The sequence below is a fragment of the Streptomyces sp. NBC_01171 genome (genome assembly GCF_045039805.1).
Classification (GTDB): Bacteria; Actinomycetota; Actinomycetes; order Streptomycetales; family Streptomycetaceae; genus Streptomyces.
Window position 1 is genome coordinate 1,790,307 of the sequence record NZ_CP108609.1, and the last position, 16,958, is coordinate 1,807,264.

16 protein-coding genes are annotated in these 16,958 nt (G+C 71.5%); 3 read left to right on the forward strand and 13 right to left on the reverse strand.

All coding sequences use genetic code 11. From position 1 onward, the window contains the following. Window positions 1-97 precede the first annotated feature (97 nt). From truB to rimP, 7 genes are all read right to left on the reverse strand, one after another. The gene (gene truB, locus OG448_RS08120) at window positions 98-1,003 is read right to left on the reverse strand and encodes a tRNA pseudouridine(55) synthase TruB (protein WP_030817202.1); all 906 of its coding nucleotides are present in this window, start codon (window positions 1,001-1,003) and stop codon (window positions 98-100) included. Then, on the reverse strand, window positions 1,000-1,452 hold the full coding sequence (rbfA, locus tag OG448_RS08125) for a 30S ribosome-binding factor RbfA (RefSeq protein ID WP_391300628.1): 453 nt from the start codon (window positions 1,450-1,452) through the stop codon (window positions 1,000-1,002). Before rbfA ends, truB begins: the two co-directional genes overlap by 4 nt. Before the next feature lie 42 nt (window positions 1,453-1,494). Then, window positions 1,495-1,788, reverse strand: a complete 294-nt coding sequence (locus OG448_RS08130; protein WP_030817206.1) for a DUF503 domain-containing protein — start codon at window positions 1,786-1,788, stop codon at window positions 1,495-1,497. 229 nt (window positions 1,789-2,017) lie between these two features. Next, a complete protein-coding gene (infB, locus tag OG448_RS08135; RefSeq protein WP_405552377.1) occupies window positions 2,018-5,104 on the reverse strand; it encodes a translation initiation factor IF-2 in 3,087 nt (1,028 codons plus the stop codon). Between the two features lie 146 nt (window positions 5,105-5,250). Further along, window positions 5,251-5,547: a YlxR family protein gene (locus OG448_RS08140; protein ID WP_078858668.1), complete on the reverse strand. Its 297-nt coding sequence runs from the start codon at window positions 5,545-5,547 to the stop codon at window positions 5,251-5,253. 124 nt (window positions 5,548-5,671) lie between these two features. Beyond that, a complete protein-coding gene (gene nusA / locus OG448_RS08145) occupies window positions 5,672-6,658 on the reverse strand; it encodes a transcription termination factor NusA (protein ID WP_086694547.1) in 987 nt (328 codons plus the stop codon). A gap of 2 nt (window positions 6,659-6,660) precedes the next feature. Beyond that, a complete protein-coding gene (gene rimP / locus OG448_RS08150) occupies window positions 6,661-7,170 on the reverse strand; it encodes a ribosome maturation factor RimP (protein WP_030817212.1) in 510 nt (169 codons plus the stop codon). 297 nt (window positions 7,171-7,467) lie between these two features. Here rimP and OG448_RS08155 point away from each other — a divergent pair, with 297 nt between their 5' ends. The 3 genes from OG448_RS08155 (at window position 7,468) to OG448_RS08165 (ending at window position 9,498) form a co-directional block, all read left to right on the forward strand. After that, window positions 7,468-7,986, forward strand: coding sequence for a hypothetical protein (locus OG448_RS08155; RefSeq protein WP_405552380.1), 519 nt, complete (start codon window positions 7,468-7,470; stop codon window positions 7,984-7,986). Beyond that, window positions 7,983-8,483, forward strand: coding sequence for a ferritin-like domain-containing protein (locus OG448_RS08160; RefSeq protein WP_405552381.1), 501 nt, complete (start codon window positions 7,983-7,985; stop codon window positions 8,481-8,483). The genes OG448_RS08155 and OG448_RS08160 overlap by 4 nt, the downstream gene beginning before the upstream one ends. Window positions 8,484-8,580: 97 nt before the next feature. Continuing rightward, window positions 8,581-9,498, forward strand: a complete 918-nt coding sequence (locus tag OG448_RS08165; protein ID WP_405552383.1) for an aminoglycoside phosphotransferase family protein — start codon at window positions 8,581-8,583, stop codon at window positions 9,496-9,498. Between the two features lie 51 nt (window positions 9,499-9,549). Here OG448_RS08165 and OG448_RS08170 read toward each other — a convergent pair whose 3' ends face one another. From OG448_RS08170 to dxr, 6 genes are all read right to left on the reverse strand, one after another. Next, entirely contained in the window at window positions 9,550-11,253 is a 1,704-nt protein-coding gene (locus OG448_RS08170) for a proline--tRNA ligase (protein ID WP_405552385.1), read from the reverse strand. Between the two features lie 75 nt (window positions 11,254-11,328). Next, on the reverse strand, window positions 11,329-11,859 hold the full coding sequence (locus tag OG448_RS08175; RefSeq protein WP_405552386.1) for a GNAT family N-acetyltransferase: 531 nt from the start codon (window positions 11,857-11,859) through the stop codon (window positions 11,329-11,331). A gap of 34 nt (window positions 11,860-11,893) precedes the next feature. Continuing rightward, window positions 11,894-12,742, reverse strand: a complete 849-nt coding sequence (locus OG448_RS08180) for a GNAT family N-acetyltransferase (protein WP_405552388.1) — start codon at window positions 12,740-12,742, stop codon at window positions 11,894-11,896. Window positions 12,743-12,928: 186 nt separating this feature from the next. Beyond that, complete coding sequence (gene ispG / locus OG448_RS08185; RefSeq protein ID WP_405552390.1) at window positions 12,929-14,086, reverse strand: flavodoxin-dependent (E)-4-hydroxy-3-methylbut-2-enyl-diphosphate synthase; 1,158 nt, start codon at window positions 14,084-14,086, stop codon at window positions 12,929-12,931. Between the two features lie 171 nt (window positions 14,087-14,257). Beyond that, complete coding sequence (locus tag OG448_RS08190) at window positions 14,258-15,562, reverse strand: M50 family metallopeptidase (RefSeq protein ID WP_405552392.1); 1,305 nt, start codon at window positions 15,560-15,562, stop codon at window positions 14,258-14,260. Then, entirely contained in the window at window positions 15,559-16,827 is a 1,269-nt protein-coding gene (gene dxr / locus OG448_RS08195) for a 1-deoxy-D-xylulose-5-phosphate reductoisomerase (RefSeq protein ID WP_405552394.1), read from the reverse strand. The genes OG448_RS08190 and dxr overlap by 4 nt, the downstream gene beginning before the upstream one ends. Window positions 16,828-16,958: the final 131 nt, after the last annotated feature.

Genomic DNA, 16,958 nt, shown 5'->3' on the forward strand with positions numbered 1-16,958 from the left:
GGGGGAACCGAGGGGGGACCGTGGAGCGGCGGATGTGGCACGTACCCCGTGACCGCCGCTCCACGGGCACACCCGTGGCGTTCTGGGAAAGGCCGGCTCAGCCGAAGACGGCGAGGCTCTTGGCCTTGCCCTTCTGCTCCTCGACGAGCGCGAGGAAGCGGCCCTCGGGGTCGAACACCGCGATGGGACCGGCGCCCGCGTACACGTCGGGCATTTCCAGCCGGACGCCGTTGAGCAGCAGCCTGCCCCGCTTGGCGTCCACGTCCCAGCGCGGGAACGCGGCGGAGGCGGCCTCCGCGACCGGCATCACGGTCAGCTCCGCCTGGAGCTGGTCCAGGGTCCGCGCGGAGTCCAGCTTGTACGGGCCGACCCGCGTCCGGCGCAGCGCCGTGAGGTGGCCGCCGACGCCCAGGTCGGCGCCCAGGTCGCGGGCGAGGGCGCGGATGTAGGTGCCGGAGGAGCAGACCACGGAGACGACCAGGTCGAGCACGGGGGTGCCGTCCTCGGCGACGGCGTCCCGGACGTCGTACACCGTGAAGGAGGAGACGGTCACCGGGCGGGCCGGGATCTCGAAGTCCTCGCCCTCACGGGCCCGTTTGTAGGAGCGCACGCCGTCGATCTTGATGGCGCTCACCTTGGACGGCACCTGCATGATGTCGCCGCTGAGCTTGGCGATCCCGGCGTCGATCGCCTCCCGGGTCACCTTGGAGGCGTCCGTGGAGGAGGAGATCTCCCCCTCGGCGTCATCCGTGAGGGTGTTCTGGCCTAGCCGGACGGTGCCCAGGTACTCCTTCTCGGTCAGGGCGAGGTGCCCGAGGAGCTTGGTGGCGCGCTCCAGACCGAGGACGAGGACACCGGTGGCCATGGGGTCGAGGGTGCCGGCGTGGCCGACGCGGCGGGTCCGGGCGATCCCGCGCATCTTGGCGACCACGTCGTGCGAGGTGAAGCCCGACGGCTTGTCCACGATGACAAGGCCGTCGGGCGGGGTGGGCTTGGCTGTCATTCTGCGGCGTCGTCCGTCTCGTCGTCGGACTCCGGCTTGCGGTACGGGTCCGCGCCACCGGCGTACGGGGCGCCCGCGGACGCCTCGCGCACCTGGGCGTCGGACTGCCGGGCCCGGTCGAGGAGGTCCTCGATGTTGCGGGCCGTGTCCGGCAGGGCGTCCGCGACGAAGGTCAGCGTCGGCGTGAACTTCACCCCGGCCGCGCGGCCGACCTCGGAGCGCAGGATGCCCTTGGCGCTCTCCAGGCCCGCGGCGACGGCCTGCCGCTCCTCGTCGTCGCCGTAGACCGTGTAGAAGACGGTCGCCTCCCGCAGGTCACCCGTGACCCGCGTGTCCGTGATGGTGACGTGCGAGCCGAGCCGCGGGTCCTTGATCCCACGCTGCAGCTTCTGGGCCACCACCTCCCGGATGAGGTCCGCCAGCCTTTTCGCCCGAGCGTTGTCGGCCACTGGTCCGTCTCCCGTTCTTTCTTCTTCTTCGCGTTTCTTCGGTCAGTCGTCGTCGCCGTGGAAGCGCCGTCGCACGGACAGCAGCTCCACTTCCGGGCGGGCGGCGACCAGCCGTTCGCACTGGTCCAGTACGTCGGTGAGGTGCGCCGCGTCACCGGACACCGTGGCGAGGCCGATGAGCGCTCGCCGGTGCAGGTCCATGTGGTCCACCTCGGCCGCGCTCACGGAGTACTTCCGCTGGAGTTCGGCGACGATCGGGCGGACGACGGAGCGCTTCTCCTTCAGCGAGTGGACGTCGCCGAGGAGGAGGTCGAAGGACAGAGTCCCCACGTACATGTGCAGCCGGTTAACCCGCCGGTACGGGATCGGTGGCCCGCGTGACGTATGTACGGGGCTCTAAGCACGGTACCGCTTACGAGCGGTGTGCTCGACAGGGTTTCCGTGCCACCTGGGGGCTCCGCCCCAGACCCCCGGCCTATGAACGGGGGTCTGGGGCGGAGCCCCCAGGGACGGCGCGTCGGCCGACGGAACCCGGAGGCCCCGTCGGCCGACGCACAGCGCGGCGTTACGCTCGCGGCTTCTCGCGCATCTCGTACGTCGCGATGACGTCGTCGACCTTGATGTCGTTGAAGTTTCCGAGGTTGATACCACCCTCGAAGCCTTCGCGGATCTCGGTGACGTCGTCCTTGAAGCGACGCAGACCGGAGATGTTGAGGTTCTCCGCGATGACCTTGCCGTCGCGGAGGAGGCGCGCCTTGGTGTTGCGCTTGACCTCGCCCGACCGGACCAGGACACCGGCGATGTTGCCCAGCTTGGACGACTTGAAGACCTCGCGGATCTCCGCCGTGCCGAGCTCGACCTCCTCGTACTCCGGCTTGAGCATGCCCTTGAGGGCCGCCTCGATCTCCTCGATGGCCTGGTAGATCACCGAGTAGTACCGGACGTCGACACCCTCGCGCTCCGCCATCTGCGCCGCGCGGCCCGCAGCGCGGACGTTGAAGCCGATGACGATGGCGTCGGAGCCGGTCGCCAGGTTGATGTCGGACTCGGTGACCGCACCCACACCGCGGTGCAGGATGCGGATGTCGACCTCTTCGCCGACGTCGAGCTGGAGCAGCGAGGACTCGAGAGCCTCCACCGAACCGGACGCGTCGCCCTTGATGATGAGGTTGAGTTCCTGCACCAGACCGGCCTTGAGGGCCTCGTCCAGGTTCTCCAGGGAGAACCGGACACCGCGCCGGGCGAAGTTGGCGTTGCGCTCGCGCGCCGCCCGCTTCTCCGCGATCTGACGGGCCGTACGGTCCTCGTCGACGACCAGGAAGTTGTCGCCGGCGCCCGGGACGTTGGTGAGACCGAGGACGAGGACCGGGGTCGAGGGACCCGCCTCTTCCACGTTCTCGCCCTTGTCGTCGAGCATCGCGCGGACACGGCCGTAGGCGTCGCCGACCACCATGGTGTCGCCGACCCGCAGGGTGCCTCGCTGGACCAGGACGGTCGCGACGGCGCCGCGGCCGCGGTCGAGGTGCGACTCGATCGCGATGCCCTGCGCGTCCTGCTCCGGGTTGGCCCGCAGGTCGAGCGAGGCGTCCGCGGTGAGGACCACGGCCTCCAGCAGGGAGTCGATGTTCAGACCCTGCTTGGCGGAGATGTCGACGAACATGGTGTCGCCGCCGTACTCCTCGGCCACCAGACCGTACTCGGTGAGCTGACCGCGCACCTTGGTCGGGTCGGCACCCTCGACGTCGATCTTGTTGACCGCGACCACGATCGGCACGTCGGCCGCCTTGGCGTGGTTCAGCGCCTCGACCGTCTGCGGCATGACACCGTCGTTGGCCGCGACGACGAGGATCGCGATGTCGGTCGACTTCGCACCACGGGCACGCATGGCGGTGAACGCCTCGTGACCCGGGGTGTCGATGAAGGTGATCTTGCGCTCTTCGTCGTTGACCTCGGTCGTGACCTGGTACGCACCGATGTGCTGCGTGATACCGCCGGCCTCGCCCGCGACGACGTTCGTCTTGCGGATGGTGTCCAGCAGTCGGGTCTTACCGTGGTCGACGTGACCCATGACGGTCACGACCGGCGGACGCGCGACGAGGAACTCCTCGCCACCCTCGTCCTCACCGAACTCGATGTCGAAGGACTCGAGCAGCTCGCGGTCCTCCTCCTCGGGGCTGACGATCTCGAGGACGAAGTTCATCTCGTCCGCGAGGAGCTTCAGCGTCTCGTCGGAGACGGACTGCGTGGCAGTGACCATCTCGCCGAGGTTCATCATCACGCCGACGAGCGACGCCGGGTTGGCGCCGATCTTCTCCGCGAAGTCGGTGAGGGAGGCACCGCGCGACAGGCGGACGGACTGTCCGTTGCCGCGAGGCAGCATCACGCCGCCGACCGACGGGGCCTGCATGGCCTCGTACTCCTGGCGCCTCTGACGCTTCGACTTGCGACCGCGACGCGCGGGACCGCCGGGACGGCCGAAGGCGCCCTGCGTGCCACCACGGCCACCCGGACCACCGGGACGACCGCCGAAGCCGGGACGGCCACCGCCGCCACCACCGGGACGGCCGGCGAAGCCGCCGCCACCGCCACCGGGACCACCGGGACGGCCGGCGAAGCCGCCGCCACCGCCGCCACCCGGACGGCCGGCGAAGCCGCCGCCACCCGGACGACCGCCGCCGCCACCGGGACGACCGCCGGCACCGGGACCGCGGCCACCGGGGCCACCGCCGCCGGGACGCGGGCCCGCAGCGGGACGCTGCGGCATCATGCCGGGGTTCGGACGCGGACCGGCCGGACCGGGACGCGGGCCACCCTGCGGGCGGGGCATGCCGGCGGGCGACGGACGGGGACCGCCCGGACCCTGCGGACGCGGACCGCCGCCCTGAGCGCCCGGACCCTGCGGACGGGGACCGGCGCCGGGGGCACCGGGACCGCCGGCGGGACGGGGACCGCCCTGCGGACGGGGCGCCTGCGGGCGCGCCATGCCGGTGGAGCCACCGGAGGTGAAGGGGTTGTTGCCCGGACGGGGACCGGCCGGACGGGCGCCGGGACGCTGGCCCTGGCCACCGGGGCGCGCGGCGCCCTGGCCGGGACGGCCCGACTGACCCTGACCCTGACCGCCCTGGCCGGGAGCGGCCGGACGGGCGCCACCGGGCTTGGGGGCGCCGGGACGGGCGCCGCCGGGACGCGGACCCTGCGCGGCGGGAGCCTGCGGGGCCTGCGGCGCCTGCGGGGCCTGAGCGGCCGGCGGAGCGGTGAACTCCGGGGCGGCCGGGGCCGGGCGCGGCGCGGGCTTGGGACCCGGCACCGGACGCGGGCCGGAAGCGGCCGGCGCGGGAGCCGAGGGAGCCGCCGGGGCAGCGGGCTGCTGCGCGGCGGGCTTGGGGGCGCCCGGCTTCGGGGCGGCCGGACGTGCCGACTGCGCCGGGGAGGGCGCGCCGGGCTTGGGGGTTGCCTTGCGCGGGGCGGGCTTGCCGGCGGACTTGCCGTTGCCACCGCCCTGGAAGGCGTCGGTCAGCTTGCGTACGACAGGCGCTTCGATCGTCGAAGACGCCGAACGGACGAATTCACCGAGTTCCTGGAGCTTGGCCATGACGACCTTGCTCTCGACACCGAACTCCTTGGCGAGTTCGTATACCCGGACCTTAGCCACTTCGCTCCTTTGAGGTCCGGGTGAAGCCGGACCGTCGCTAGTTCATGGGCGTACTCATCGCGTACTCATCGAGTGCTCATCGCAATCTCGACCTGCTTTCGACTCGCGAGGTACCAGGCCGCCGCGGTGTTCCGTGGCGGCACTTCTTACGGCGTTGCCTGCTCGGCAACTGTTGTCTGCTCGACGTATCGGCGCAACGCGTTTGTGTCGAGCGCTCGCGGGGCGCGCAGTGCCCGCGTGAACGCTCGGCGGCGAACCGCCTGGTCCAGACAGACCGGTGCCGGGTGTACATAAGCACCCCGGCCGGGCAGCGTACCGCGAGGATCGGGGACGCAGGCGTCCTCGATCATCACGATCCGCAGTAGATCGTTCTTGGCCGCCCGCTTCCGGCACCCCACACAGGTGCGTTCAGGGCATGCTCGGGTGTGCGTCCGGCCAGACACGGTTAAGTCTACCTCCCCGTACCGACCTCATTCCTTTGGGGCAGAGATCGAACAGTTGCAGTGTGGTGAACGGCCACGATCCGGTCCGGATCTGTCGTGATCGGGACCGGATCGTGAGGGTGATCTAGTCGGTGACCTGCTCGGTGTCCGGCCGGATGTCGATGCGCCAGCCGGTGAGGCGGGCGGCGAGCCGGGCGTTCTGGCCCTCCTTGCCGATCGCCAGCGAGAGCTGGTAGTCCGGCACGGTGACCCGCGCGGAGCGGGCGGCGAGGTCCACGACCTCGACCTTGCTCACCCGGGCGGGTGACAGGGCGTTCGCCACCATCTCGGCCGGGTCGTCCGACCAGTCGACGATGTCGATCTTCTCGCCGTTCAGCTCGCCCATCACGTTGCGCACCCGGCCGCCCATCGGGCCGATGCAGGCGCCCTTGGCGTTCAGGCCCGAACGGGTGGACCGCACGGCGATCTTGGTGCGGTGGCCGGCCTCGCGGGCGATGGCGGCGATCTCCACCGAACCGTCCGCGATCTCCGGCACCTCCAGGGAGAAGAGTTTCTTCACCAGGTTGGGGTGGGTGCGCGAGAGGGTGACCGACGGGCCACGCACACCCTTGGCGACGCGGACCACGTAGGACCGCAGCCGCATGCCGTGCTGGTAGGTCTCGCCGGGGACCTGCTCCTGCACCGGGAGGATGGCCTCCAGCTTGCCGATGTCCACCAGCACGTTCTTCGGGTCGCGGCCCTGCTGGACCACGCCGGTGACGATGTCGCCCTCACGGCCGGCGTACTCGCCGAGCGTGGCGTCGTCCTCCGCGTCGCGCAGCCGCTGGAGGATGACCTGCTTGGCGGTGGTGGCGGCGATCCGGCCGAACCCGGAGGGGGTGTCGTCGAACTCGCGGCGCTCCTGCCCCTCCTCGACGTCCTCGGGGTCCTCCTTCGCCCACACGGTCACGTGACCGCTCTGGCGGTTCAGCTCCACGCGTGCGTGGCGGCGGCTTCCCTCGGTGCGGTGGTACGCGATGAGGAGGGCCGACTCGATCGCCTCGACCAGCAGGTCGAAGGAGATCTCCTTCTCCCTGACCAAGCCCCGCAGGGCGCTCATGTCGATGTCCACGGCTACGCCTCCTCCTCTTCCTTCATGTCCGTCTTGTCCTTGCGGTTGAACTCGACCTGCACCCGCGCCTTGGCGATCTCCGGGAAGGCGAGCCTGCGCTCCTTGGCCTTGCGGCCCTTCACACCGGGGACCTCCAGGTCCAGACCCTCGTCGTCCACGCCGAGAATGCGCGCGACGAGCTCTTCGCCGTCGGCGAGCTGGAACTTGACCAGCCGGTCCACGGCGCGCCGGTAGTGGCGGGGTTCGGTGAGGAGGCGCTCGGCGCCCGGGGTGCCGACCTCCAGGTCGTACGCCTGGTCGCCCATCGCGTCGGTCTCGTCGAGCTTCGCCGAGAGCGCGCGGCTCACATCGGCGATCCGGTCCAGGTCCGCTCCGGTGTCGGAGTCGACGACCACGCGCAGCACACGCTTGCGTCCGACGGAGTCGACGGCGATCTCCTCGAGATCCAGCCCCTGGGAGGTGACGAGCGGTTCGAGCAGCTCTCGCAGCCTCTCGCTCTGGGTGGTGCTCATCCGGGTGACTCCTCGGCCGCGTGTGCTGTTGTGGGATGGTCGCGTGTCTGGTCAAAGGGTATCCGGTCGCGATGGGTGTTGCCGTCCACCCTCGGCGTCCCCGCACCTCCCGCGCGTCCGTCCGGTGGGCGGTCGGGGGTGAGGAACGGTGCCGGTGAGTGGTACGGGGACAGGGCGCGGGTACGGTGATCACGGGCGGGCGGCCTGTTCGACGGGCCCCGCTCTCCGGTGCCTTCCCCCGCCCCTCCCCGTGTCTCCCCCGTCGCTCCCCGTACGAGTTCCCCGAGGACGTCTGCCGTGCCGTACTCCCCACCGCCGCGCGCCCGCTCGGGGCCGCGCAGAAGAACCCTGCTCGCCTCCCTGCCCGGTGCCACCGTCCTGCTGACGGGCTGCTCGGCAGGTTCGAGCCCCGCCGAGCGCGCGGTCTCGGCGGCCACCCGCGCACGCGCGCGTGCGGCGCGGGACAGCGCCGATCTGCTGGCGCGCTACGACGCGGTGCTCGACGCGCACCCGGCGCTCGCCGACCGGCTGTCCCCGCTGCGGGCCGCGGTGGCCGCCCACCGGGACGCCTTCGGCGGCACTGCCGACGACAAGGCGGAGCAGAGCGGCAAGGCGCAGAAGTCGCCCTCGCCGGTGCCCACCGCGTCCGCCGACCGGAAGGAGGCGCTGACCTCGCTGGCGTCCGCCGAGCGGACCGTGGCGGACCGGCGCGCGGCGGCGCTGCTGGAGGTGCCGGGCGAACTGGCCCGGCTGATGGCATCGGTGTCGGCGGCCGGGTCCGCGCACGCCTATCTGCTGACGGAGGCGGCGAAGTGAGCGACGGCGAGAAGACGAAGAAGGCCGAACTGACCGCCCTCCAGGCCGCGTTGGCGGCGGAGCACGCGGCGGTGTACGGCTACGGGGTCGTCGGCGGCCGGATCGGTGCGCCCCGGCAGGGCGAGGCCCGCTCCGCGTACGACGCCCACCGCGCGGCCCGCGACACCCTGGCCCGCTCGGTCCGCGACCTGGGCGGTGAGCCGGTGGCGGCGAGCCCCGCGTACGCGCTGCCCTTCTCGGTGGCGGACTCCTCAGCCGCGCTGCGCCTCGCCGCGGAGCTGGAGGAACGTCTCGCCGGGGTCTACGCCGACCTCGTCCGCGCCACCACCGGCCCCCGCCGCACCACGGCCACCGCGTCCCTGCGCGAGTCGGCGGTACGCGCGGCCCGCTGGTCCGGCCACACTCCCGCCTTCCCCGGTCTGGCGGAACGCACCGACGACACGACGGGCCGGGCGGGCGCGACCGACTCCACGCCTTCGGCGTCCCCGACGGCCTGAACCGGGTACGTGGAAGGCGTAGCCTTCCCTGGGCCTTCGGTTGTGGGGGTGCGTAAGGAACAGCAGGCGGACGCAGGAGAAGGGGAACGACTCGCGCATGGCTTTGGAACCGCCCCGGCGACTGGTCCGGGCGAGCCGGGAGACCGCGCCGCCCGGTGACGACTGGCTGGCGGGACTGCCCGAGGCGGCCGAACGGGCCGTCACCGGACGCGAGTTGACCGTGGACCGGGTGCAGGTGCCGGGCGGCCGCAGCAGCCTGGTGCTGCTGGTGCGGCGCGCGGACGGCAGCCCCGCCGTGCTGAAGCTGGCGCCCGCGCGGGCCCGGCCGGAGAGCGAGCGGGCCGCGCTGGCGCACTGGGGCGGCCTGGGTGCCGTACAGCTCCTGGACGGCGGGCCCGAGGACGTGGCGGAGGGTGCGCTGCTGTTGGAGCGGCTGCACCCGGACGTGTCGGTGCGCTCGCTACCGGAGGCCAAGGCACTGCTGGAGGCGGCCGGGACGCTGCGCCGCCTGTGGGTGGACCCGCCGGCCGGCGAGGGCGCGCACCGGTTCGAGACGGTGGCCGAACGTACCGGACGGCAGGCCGAGGCGATGGCCGCGAGCGCCCTGAAGGACCCCGAGTCGGCGCCCCTGGTGGACGCGGCGCTGGCCGTGCGCGAGGAACTGCTGACCGAGGCGCCGGACCACCGGTTGCTGCACGGCACGTTCCGGCAGAGCAAGGTGCTCGGCGGGGAGCGGCTGCCGTGGCTGGCGGTGGGCCCGGACCCGGTGGTCGGCGAGTCCGCCTTCGACCTGGCGCGGCTGGTCCGGGACCGGGTGGAGGACCTGATCGCGGTGCCGTCGGGCGCGGCGGTGACCCGGCGCCGGATCAAGCGGCTCGCGGAGTCGCTGGAGGTGGACCAGGAGCGGCTGCGCGGTTGGACGCTGTTCCGGGCCGTGGAGTCCGGGGTGCGGGCCCGCCGGGTGGGCCGGGAACAGGACGCGGACCTGCTGCTGGAGTTCGCCACCTGGCTGTGAGCACGAGAGAGGCCCGGCCGCGCGGTGCGGCCGGGCCTCTGCTGTGCCTGCTCAGGCGGTGAGGCGGGCGATGGCCTCCTCGACCGTCAGCTCCTCGCGCTCACCGGTCTTGCGGTCCTTCAGCTCCAGCACACCGTCGGCGGAGCGCCGCCCGGCGACCAGGATCTGCGGGACGCCGATCAGCTCGGCGTCGGTGAACTTCACGCCCGGCGACACCCCGGCCCGGTCGTCGACCAGGACGCGGACGCCCGCGGCGGACAGCTTCTCGGCGACGTCGAGCGCCAGCTCGGTCTGGAGCGCCTTGCCCGCGGCGACCACGTGGACGTCGGCCGGGGCGACCTCCTTGGGCCAGCACAGGCCGTGCTCGTCGGCGGTCTGCTCGGCCAGGGCGGCGACGGCGCGGGAGACGCCGATGCCGTAGGAGCCCATGGTGACGCGGACGGGCTTGCCGTTCTGGCCGAGCACGTCGAGCTTGAGGGCGTCGGCGTACTTGCGGCCGAGCTGGAAGATGTGGCCGATCTCGATGGCCCGGTCCAGCTTCAGCCCGGCGCCGCACTTGGGGCAGGGGTCGCCCTCCTGGACCACGACGACGTCCACGTACTCGTCGACCTCGAAGTCACGGCCCGCGACGACGTTCTTGGCGTGCGTGTGCTCCTTGTTGGCGCCGGTGATCCAGTCGGTGCCGGGGGCCACGCGGGGGTCGGCGATGTACTTGACCTTCTCGCCCAGGCCCTGCGGGCCGACGTAGCCGCGCACCAGGTCGGGGCGGCCGACGAAGTCCTCGGCGGTGACCAGCTCGACTGCGGCCGGGGCGAAGTGCGCCTCGACCTTGTCCATGTCGACCTCGCGGTCACCGGGCACGCCCACGGCGACGATCTCGCCGTCGACCTTGACCAGCAGGTTCTTCAGGGTGGCGGAGGCCGGGACGCCGAGGGAGGCGGCGAGGGTCTCGATGGTCGGGGTGTCCGGGGTGGGGATCTCCTCCAGCGCGGGCACGGCCGAGCCGTCGACGGGGGCCGTCTCGTAGTACACGGCCTCGGTGTTGGCGGCGAAGTCGCAGTTGGGGCAGTCGGCGAAGGTGTCCTCGCCGGCCTCGGCGGGAGCGAGGAACTCCTCGGACCGGGAGCCGCCCATGGCGCCCGCGGTGGCCGCGCAGATGCGGTAGTCGAGGCCGAGGCGCTCGTAGATCCGCTGGTAGGCGGCGCGGTGCAGGGCGTAGGAGGAGGCCAGACCCTCGTCCTCGGTGTCGAAGGAGTACGAGTCCTTCATCAGGAACTCACGGCCGCGCAGGATGCCCGCGCGGGGGCGAGCCTCGTCCCGGAACTTGGACTGGATCTGGTACAGGATCACCGGCAGGTCCTTGTAGGAGGACGCCTGGTCCTTCACCAGCAGGGTGAAGATCTCCTCGTGGGTGGGGCCGAGGAGGTAGTCGCCACCCTTGCGGTCCTGGAGGCGGAACAGCTCGGCGCCGTACTCGTCCCAGCGGCCGGTGGCCTCGTAGGGCTCGCGGGGCAGCAGGACGGGGAGGACGACCTCCTGGGCGCCGATGGCGTCCATCTCCTCGCGCACGATCCGCTCGACGTTGGCGAGGACCTTGGTGCCCAGCGGCAGCCAGGACCAGATGCCGGCGGCGGTGCGGCGGACGTAACCGGCGCGGACGAGGAGCTTGTGGCTGAGGACCTCGGCGTCCGCCGGGTCGTCGCGCAGCGTCTTCGCCAACAACTTGGACATGCGCTGGACCGGTACGTTCGCCATTGTTCTCGTACTCCTGCCGGAAATGTAGGTGATGGCTAGGAGGTTAGCCGGGCCGCCCGCACGGGTGGAAATCGGTTAACGGCGGCGCAGCGGGAGGGGGGCGCCCATCACGGCGTACGGCTTGGGGGCGCTCGGGAAGTGGACCTGGCGGGCGAGGTCGGTGTAGCCGAGCGAGTGGTAGAGGCCGCGGGCGGGGCTGTCGGTGTCGATGGCGGAGAGGATCGAGCGGGGTTCGGCGGCGCTGTCGGTGATGCGGGTGATCAGGCGGCGGCCGACGCCCCGGTTCTGATGGCCGGGGTGGACGTGCAGCTCGGTGATGACGAAGGAGTCGTCGAGCCAGCCGTCGTTGCCCTCGGCGCGCAGGTAGGGCTCCACGATGGTGGACCACCAGTGGGCCCGGGAGTTGGGCATCCCGTACACGAAGCCGATCAGCGCGCCCCGGCTGGTGGCGCCGAGGGCGCGGGCGCCGGGCATGCGCATGTGGCGCTGGACGATCTGACGGCGTACGGCGATCTCGTCGGGGCCGAGGCCGAAGGCGAGGGCCTGCACGGCGAGGGCCTCGTCGACGTGGGCTGTGAGGTCCAGGGTGCCGATCACGAGGTCCATGCGGGGAGCGTACAGGGGTGGCCCGGTGTGCCCGTCAGAAGAGAATGCTCATGAACTCGCCGACCTCCTGGAACCCCACCCTGCGGTAGGTGGCGCGGGCGGCGGTGTTGAAGTCGTTGACGTAGAGGCTGGCGATCGGCGCGATGTCGGTGAGGGCGTAGCGCAGCACGGCGGCCATGCCGGGGGCCGCGAGGCCCTTGCCGCGGTACTCGGGGGCGACCCAGACACCCTGGATCTGGCACGCCTGGGCGGTGGCGGCGCCGATCTCGGCCTTGAAGACCACGTTGCCGCGGCCGTCGAGGCGGGCGAAGGAGCGGCCGGAGCCGACGAGTTCGGCGACGCGGGCCTGGTAGAGCAGTCCGCCGTCGCCGGCCATCGGGGAGACGCCGACCTCCTCGGTGAACATGGCCACGCACGCGGGCATGATCGTGTCCATCTCGTCCTTGCGGATGCGGCGGACGTAGGGGTCGGGGTGGATGCCGTCGGGCATGTGGTCGGTGACCATGAGGGGCTGGCGGGCGCGGACCTCGCGGGCGGGGCCCCAGTGCGGTTCCAGCAGGCGCCACAGCTCGGAGGTGGGTCCGGCGGGGCCGACGATGGAGGAGCAGCGGCGGCCGGCCCGGCGGGCGCGGTCGGCGAAGGCGCGGACGGCGCGGGGGGTGGCGCAGACCGGGACGAGGTTGGCGCCCGCGTAGCAGAGGGACGTGAGCATGCCGTCCTCGTACCAGCCCCACATCTCGCCGCCGAGGCGCCAGGGGTCGAGGCCGGCCACCTGGACGCGGGCGGACACGAAGGCGTTGGCGACGGGCTCGCGGTCGAGGACCGCGAGCGCTGCGTCGAGGTCGCTCGGTCCGAGCACCCGTGAGGTGGTCTGGGTCAACACGTGCGGGGCCTCACCCTGGGGGTTCTGCTGTGGTCCCCGCACTATAGCTGCGCTGCTTTGGGGGTGCGCCTTCAGCTCGGATGTGCTGTCTTTGTCGGCGGGTGCGGGTTCGTCGGGGCTGGTCGCGCAGTTCCCCGCGCCCCTGCGGGAAGGGGGCCTTCAGCCCCACTTCCCCCCAGACGCCCGTCAGCCTGCTACCGCCACCGTCGGTTCGCCCGACGTGATGCCGTCCGCCTCCATCTGTTCGGCGAGCTTCATGGCTTCCTCGATGAGGGTCTCCACGATCTTCGACTCCGGGACGGTCTTGATGACCTCGCCCTTGACGAAGATCTGGCCCTTGCCGTTGCCGGAGGCGACGCCGAGGTCGGCCTCGCGGGCCTCGCCGGGGCCGTTCACGACGCAGCCCATGACGGCGACGCGGAGCGGGACCTCCATGCCGGTCAGCCCCGCCGTGACCTCCTCGGCCAGCTTGTAGACATCCACCTGCGCCCGCCCACAGGACGGGCAGGAGACGATCTCCAGGCCGCGCTGCTTGAGGTTCAGCGACTCCAGGATCTGCAGACCCACCTTGACCTCCTCCGCCGGCGGGGCCGACAGGGAGACGCGGATGGTGTCGCCGATACCCTCCGAAAGCAGCGCACCGAAGGCCACCGCCGACTTGATCGTGCCCTGGAACGCCGGACCCGCCTCCGTCACACCGAGGTGGAGCGGGTAGTCGCACTGGGCGGCGAGCTGGCGGTACGCCTCGATCATCACGACCGGGTCGTTGTGCTTCACCGAGATCTTGATGTCCCGGAAGTCGTGCTCCTCGAACAGCGACGCCTCCCACAGCGCCGACTCCACCAGCGCCTCCGGGGTGGCCTTGCCGTACTTCTGCAGCAGACGACGGTCCAGCGACCCGGCGTTCACACCGATCCGGATCGGCGTGCCGTGATCCTTGGCCGCCTTGGCGATCTCACGGACCTTGTCGTCGAACTGCTTGATGTTGCCCGGGTTCACCCGCACCGCCGCACAGCCCGCCTCGATCGCGGCGAACACGTACTTCGGCTGGAAGTGGATGTCCGCGATCACCGGAATCTGCGACTTCCGCGCGATCGTCGCCAGCGCGTCCGCGTCGTCCTGCGTCGGACACGCCACCCGCACGATCTGGCAACCCGACGCCGTCAGCTCCGCGATCTGCTGCAGCGTCGACCCGATGTCCGAGGTACGGGTCGTGGTCATCGACTGCACCGAGACGGGGGCGTCTCCGCCGACCGCGACGGAGCCGACCTGGATCTGACGGCTCTTGCGCCGCTCGGCGATCTTGGTCGGTACGGACGGCATGCCGAGAGAAATCGCAGTCATCTGCTGTGCAACCCCAAGTCGTGGATCAAGATCCGGTCCCGTGAACCGCGGGCTCCAGACTTTGAGATTACGACACGGGGCTGTGCGCCAGCACATCCCACCCGGCAAACCCACCCAATGGGCGGCGACCCGGAACACGGAGTTCCGGGCCGCCTTCCTGGTCGTACGAGGTCAGGAGATCCGGACCGGGTTGACCACGTCCGCGATCAGCACGAGCACGGTGAAGCAGACGAAGATCCCGGCCACCACATAGGCCACCGGCATCAGCTTCGCCACGTCGAACGGGCCGGGGTCGGGACGGCGCAGCACCCGGGCCACCTGGCGCCGCAGCGACTCCCACAGGGCGCCCGCGATGTGCCCGCCGTCGAGCGGGAGCAGCGGGAGCATGTTGAAGAGGAACAGCGAGAGGTTGAACCCGGCGACCACGAAGACGGCCATGGCCACCTGCTGGGAGGCCGGGATGTCCAGCGTGGCGATCTCGCCGGTGACGCGGGCGGCGCCGACGATGCCCATCGGGGAGTCCGGCTCGCGCGGGCCGTCGCCGAAGGCGGCGTTCCAAAGGGCCGGGATCTTGCCGGGCAGGTCGACGAGGGACTCCACGGCGTGGCCCACCTGGTCGCCCATCCAGACCACGGAGTCACCGAAGCCGAGCTTGACGACCCCGCGCGCCGGGCTGAAGCCGAGGAAGCCGGCCGTGACGTACTGGCCCTGGACGTAGGTGCCGCTGGCGTCCTTCTTGGCCACCTGGTTGGTCGCGATGGTGGCGTGGAGGGTCAGCTCCTTGCCGTCCCGCTCGACCACGATCGGGACGTTGCGGCCCGCGCTGTCCCGGATGAGGTCCGACAGCGTGTTCCACTTCTCGGTCGGCCTGCCGTCGAAGGAGACGATCTTGTCGCCCGCCTTGATCCCGGCGGCGGCCGCCGGGGAGGCCGGGTCGGACTTCTTGCAGTCGTCACGGTTCTGGCTCTGCGCGATGACGCAGGCGGAGACCGAGGAGACGGTGTTGGTCTCCTGCTGGACGCCGAAGCCCATCAGCACGGTGAGGAAGAGCCCGACGGCCAGGATCAGGTTCATGAACGGCCCGGCGAACATGACGATGACGCGCTTCCACGGCTTGCGCGTGTAGAACATCCGCGTCTCGTCGCCCGGCTGCAGCTCCTCGTACGCCGCCGAGCGGGCGTCCTCGATCATGCCGCGCCACGGGGAGGTGGAGCGGGCGGAGACGCGGCCCGCGTCGTCCGGCGGGAACATGCCGATCATGCGGATGTAGCCGCCGAGCGGGACGGCCTTGATGCCGTACTCGGTCTCGCCCTTGTGCCGTGACCAGATGGTCGGGCCGAATCCGACCATGTACTGCGGGACGCGGATGCCGAAGAGCTTGGCCGTGGACAGGTGCCCCAGCTCGTGCCAGGCGATCGAGACCAGCAGACCGACCGCGAAGACCACTATGCCGAGGATGAACATCAAGGTCGTCATGCACGCGCCTCCGCGGTAGCCGTCCGGTTGGTCAGTTCGCGGGCCCTGGCCCTGGCCCAGGTCTCCGCTTCGAGGACGTCCGACACCGTGAGCGAAGTTCCCGTGACCGGGGTGCCGTGTTCCTCGACCACCCGGATGACGGTCTCCATGATCCCGTTGAAGGGCAGAGCGCCGCCCAGGAAGGCTTCGACGCACTCCTCGTTGGCCGCATTGAACACCGCCGGGGCGGTGCCCGCGAGCCGGCCCACGTGCCGGGCGAGGTTCACCGAGGGGAAGGCGTCATTGTCCAGAGGGAAGAACTCCCAGGTGGACGCCTTGCTCCAGTCGAAGGCCGGGGCGGCGTCCGGGACGCGCTCGGGCCAGCCCAGGCCGATGGCGATCGGCCCACCCATGTCGGGGGGCGTCGCCTGGGCGATCGTGGAACCGTCGGTGAACTCGACCATCGAGTGGACATACGACTGGGGATGCACGACCACCTCAATGCGGTCGAAGGGAATGTCGTAGAGCAGGTGGGCCTCGATGACCTCGAGGCCCTTGTTGACCAGGGTCGCGGAGTTGACCGTGATCACCGGGCCCATCGCCCAGGTGGGGTGCGCGAGGGCGTCGGCGACGGTGACGTCCGCCAGCTGGGCCTTGGTGCGGCCGCGGAAGGGGCCGCCGGAGGCGGTGACGACCAGCTTGCGCACATCGGCGCGGGTACCGGCGGCGAGGGCCTGGAACAGGGCCGCGTGCTCGGAGTCGACCGGGATGATCTGACCGGGCTTGGCCAGCGCCTTGACCAGCGGACCGCCGACGATCAGCGACTCCTTGTTGGCCAGTGCCAGGGTGCGGCCGGCCTCCAGGGCGGCGAGGGTCGGCGCGAGGCCGATGGAGCCGGTGATGCCGTTCAGGACGGTGTGGCAGTCGGAGGCGGCGACCTGGGCGGCGGCGTCCGGGCCCACCAGGATCTCCGGGAGCGGCTCGGTGCCGTACTGCCCGGCCAGGGCCTCGCGCAGCGCCGGTGCCGCGTCCTCACGGGCGACCGCGACGGTGCGTACCCCGAGCCTGCGCGCCTGCTCGGCGAGGAGGTCCACCCGGCCGCCGTTCGCGGAGAGGGCGGTGACCTGGAAGCGGTCGGGGTTGCGCAGCACGAGGTCGATGGCCTGGGTGCCGATGGACCCGGTGGAGCCGAGGATCACCACGTCCTTCGGGCCGTCGCCCGCGACGGGGTCGAACACGAGGTGCGGGTCGGCGAGCGGGGCGGGGCTGGCGGGGCTTTCGGTCATCCCCCCATTGTGGCCGCACCCGGCGGCCGCCCGGACCGCGCGTCCCCCGGCAGGGTGGCCGGAAACGGGCCCTATAGCGCGGAAAGGTTTCCCCCTTTGTGAAACCGGGGTGAAGATCCTGTGATAACAAT

Coding starts and splice junctions, on each gene's coding strand:
- OG448_RS08165 (WP_405552383.1), top strand. CDS start 8,581: ATGGCTTTGGAACCGCCCCGGCGACTGGTCCGGGCGAGCCGGGAGACC.
- OG448_RS08130 (WP_030817206.1), bottom strand. CDS start 1,788: ATGTACGTGGGGACTCTGTCCTTCGACCTCCTCCTCGGCGACGTCCAC.
- truB (WP_030817202.1), bottom strand. CDS start 1,003: ATGACAGCCAAGCCCACCCCGCCCGACGGCCTTGTCATCGTGGACAAG.
- OG448_RS08170 (WP_405552385.1), bottom strand. CDS start 11,253: ATGGCGAACGTACCGGTCCAGCGCATGTCCAAGTTGTTGGCGAAGACG.
- ispG (WP_405552390.1), bottom strand. CDS start 14,086: ATGACTGCGATTTCTCTCGGCATGCCGTCCGTACCGACCAAGATCGCC.
- rimP (WP_030817212.1), bottom strand. CDS start 7,170: ATGAGCACCACCCAGAGCGAGAGGCTGCGAGAGCTGCTCGAACCGCTC.
- OG448_RS08190 (WP_405552392.1), bottom strand. CDS start 15,562: ATGACGACCTTGATGTTCATCCTCGGCATAGTGGTCTTCGCGGTCGGT.
- OG448_RS08175 (WP_405552386.1), bottom strand. CDS start 11,859: ATGGACCTCGTGATCGGCACCCTGGACCTCACAGCCCACGTCGACGAG.
- dxr (WP_405552394.1), bottom strand. CDS start 16,827: ATGACCGAAAGCCCCGCCAGCCCCGCCCCGCTCGCCGACCCGCACCTC.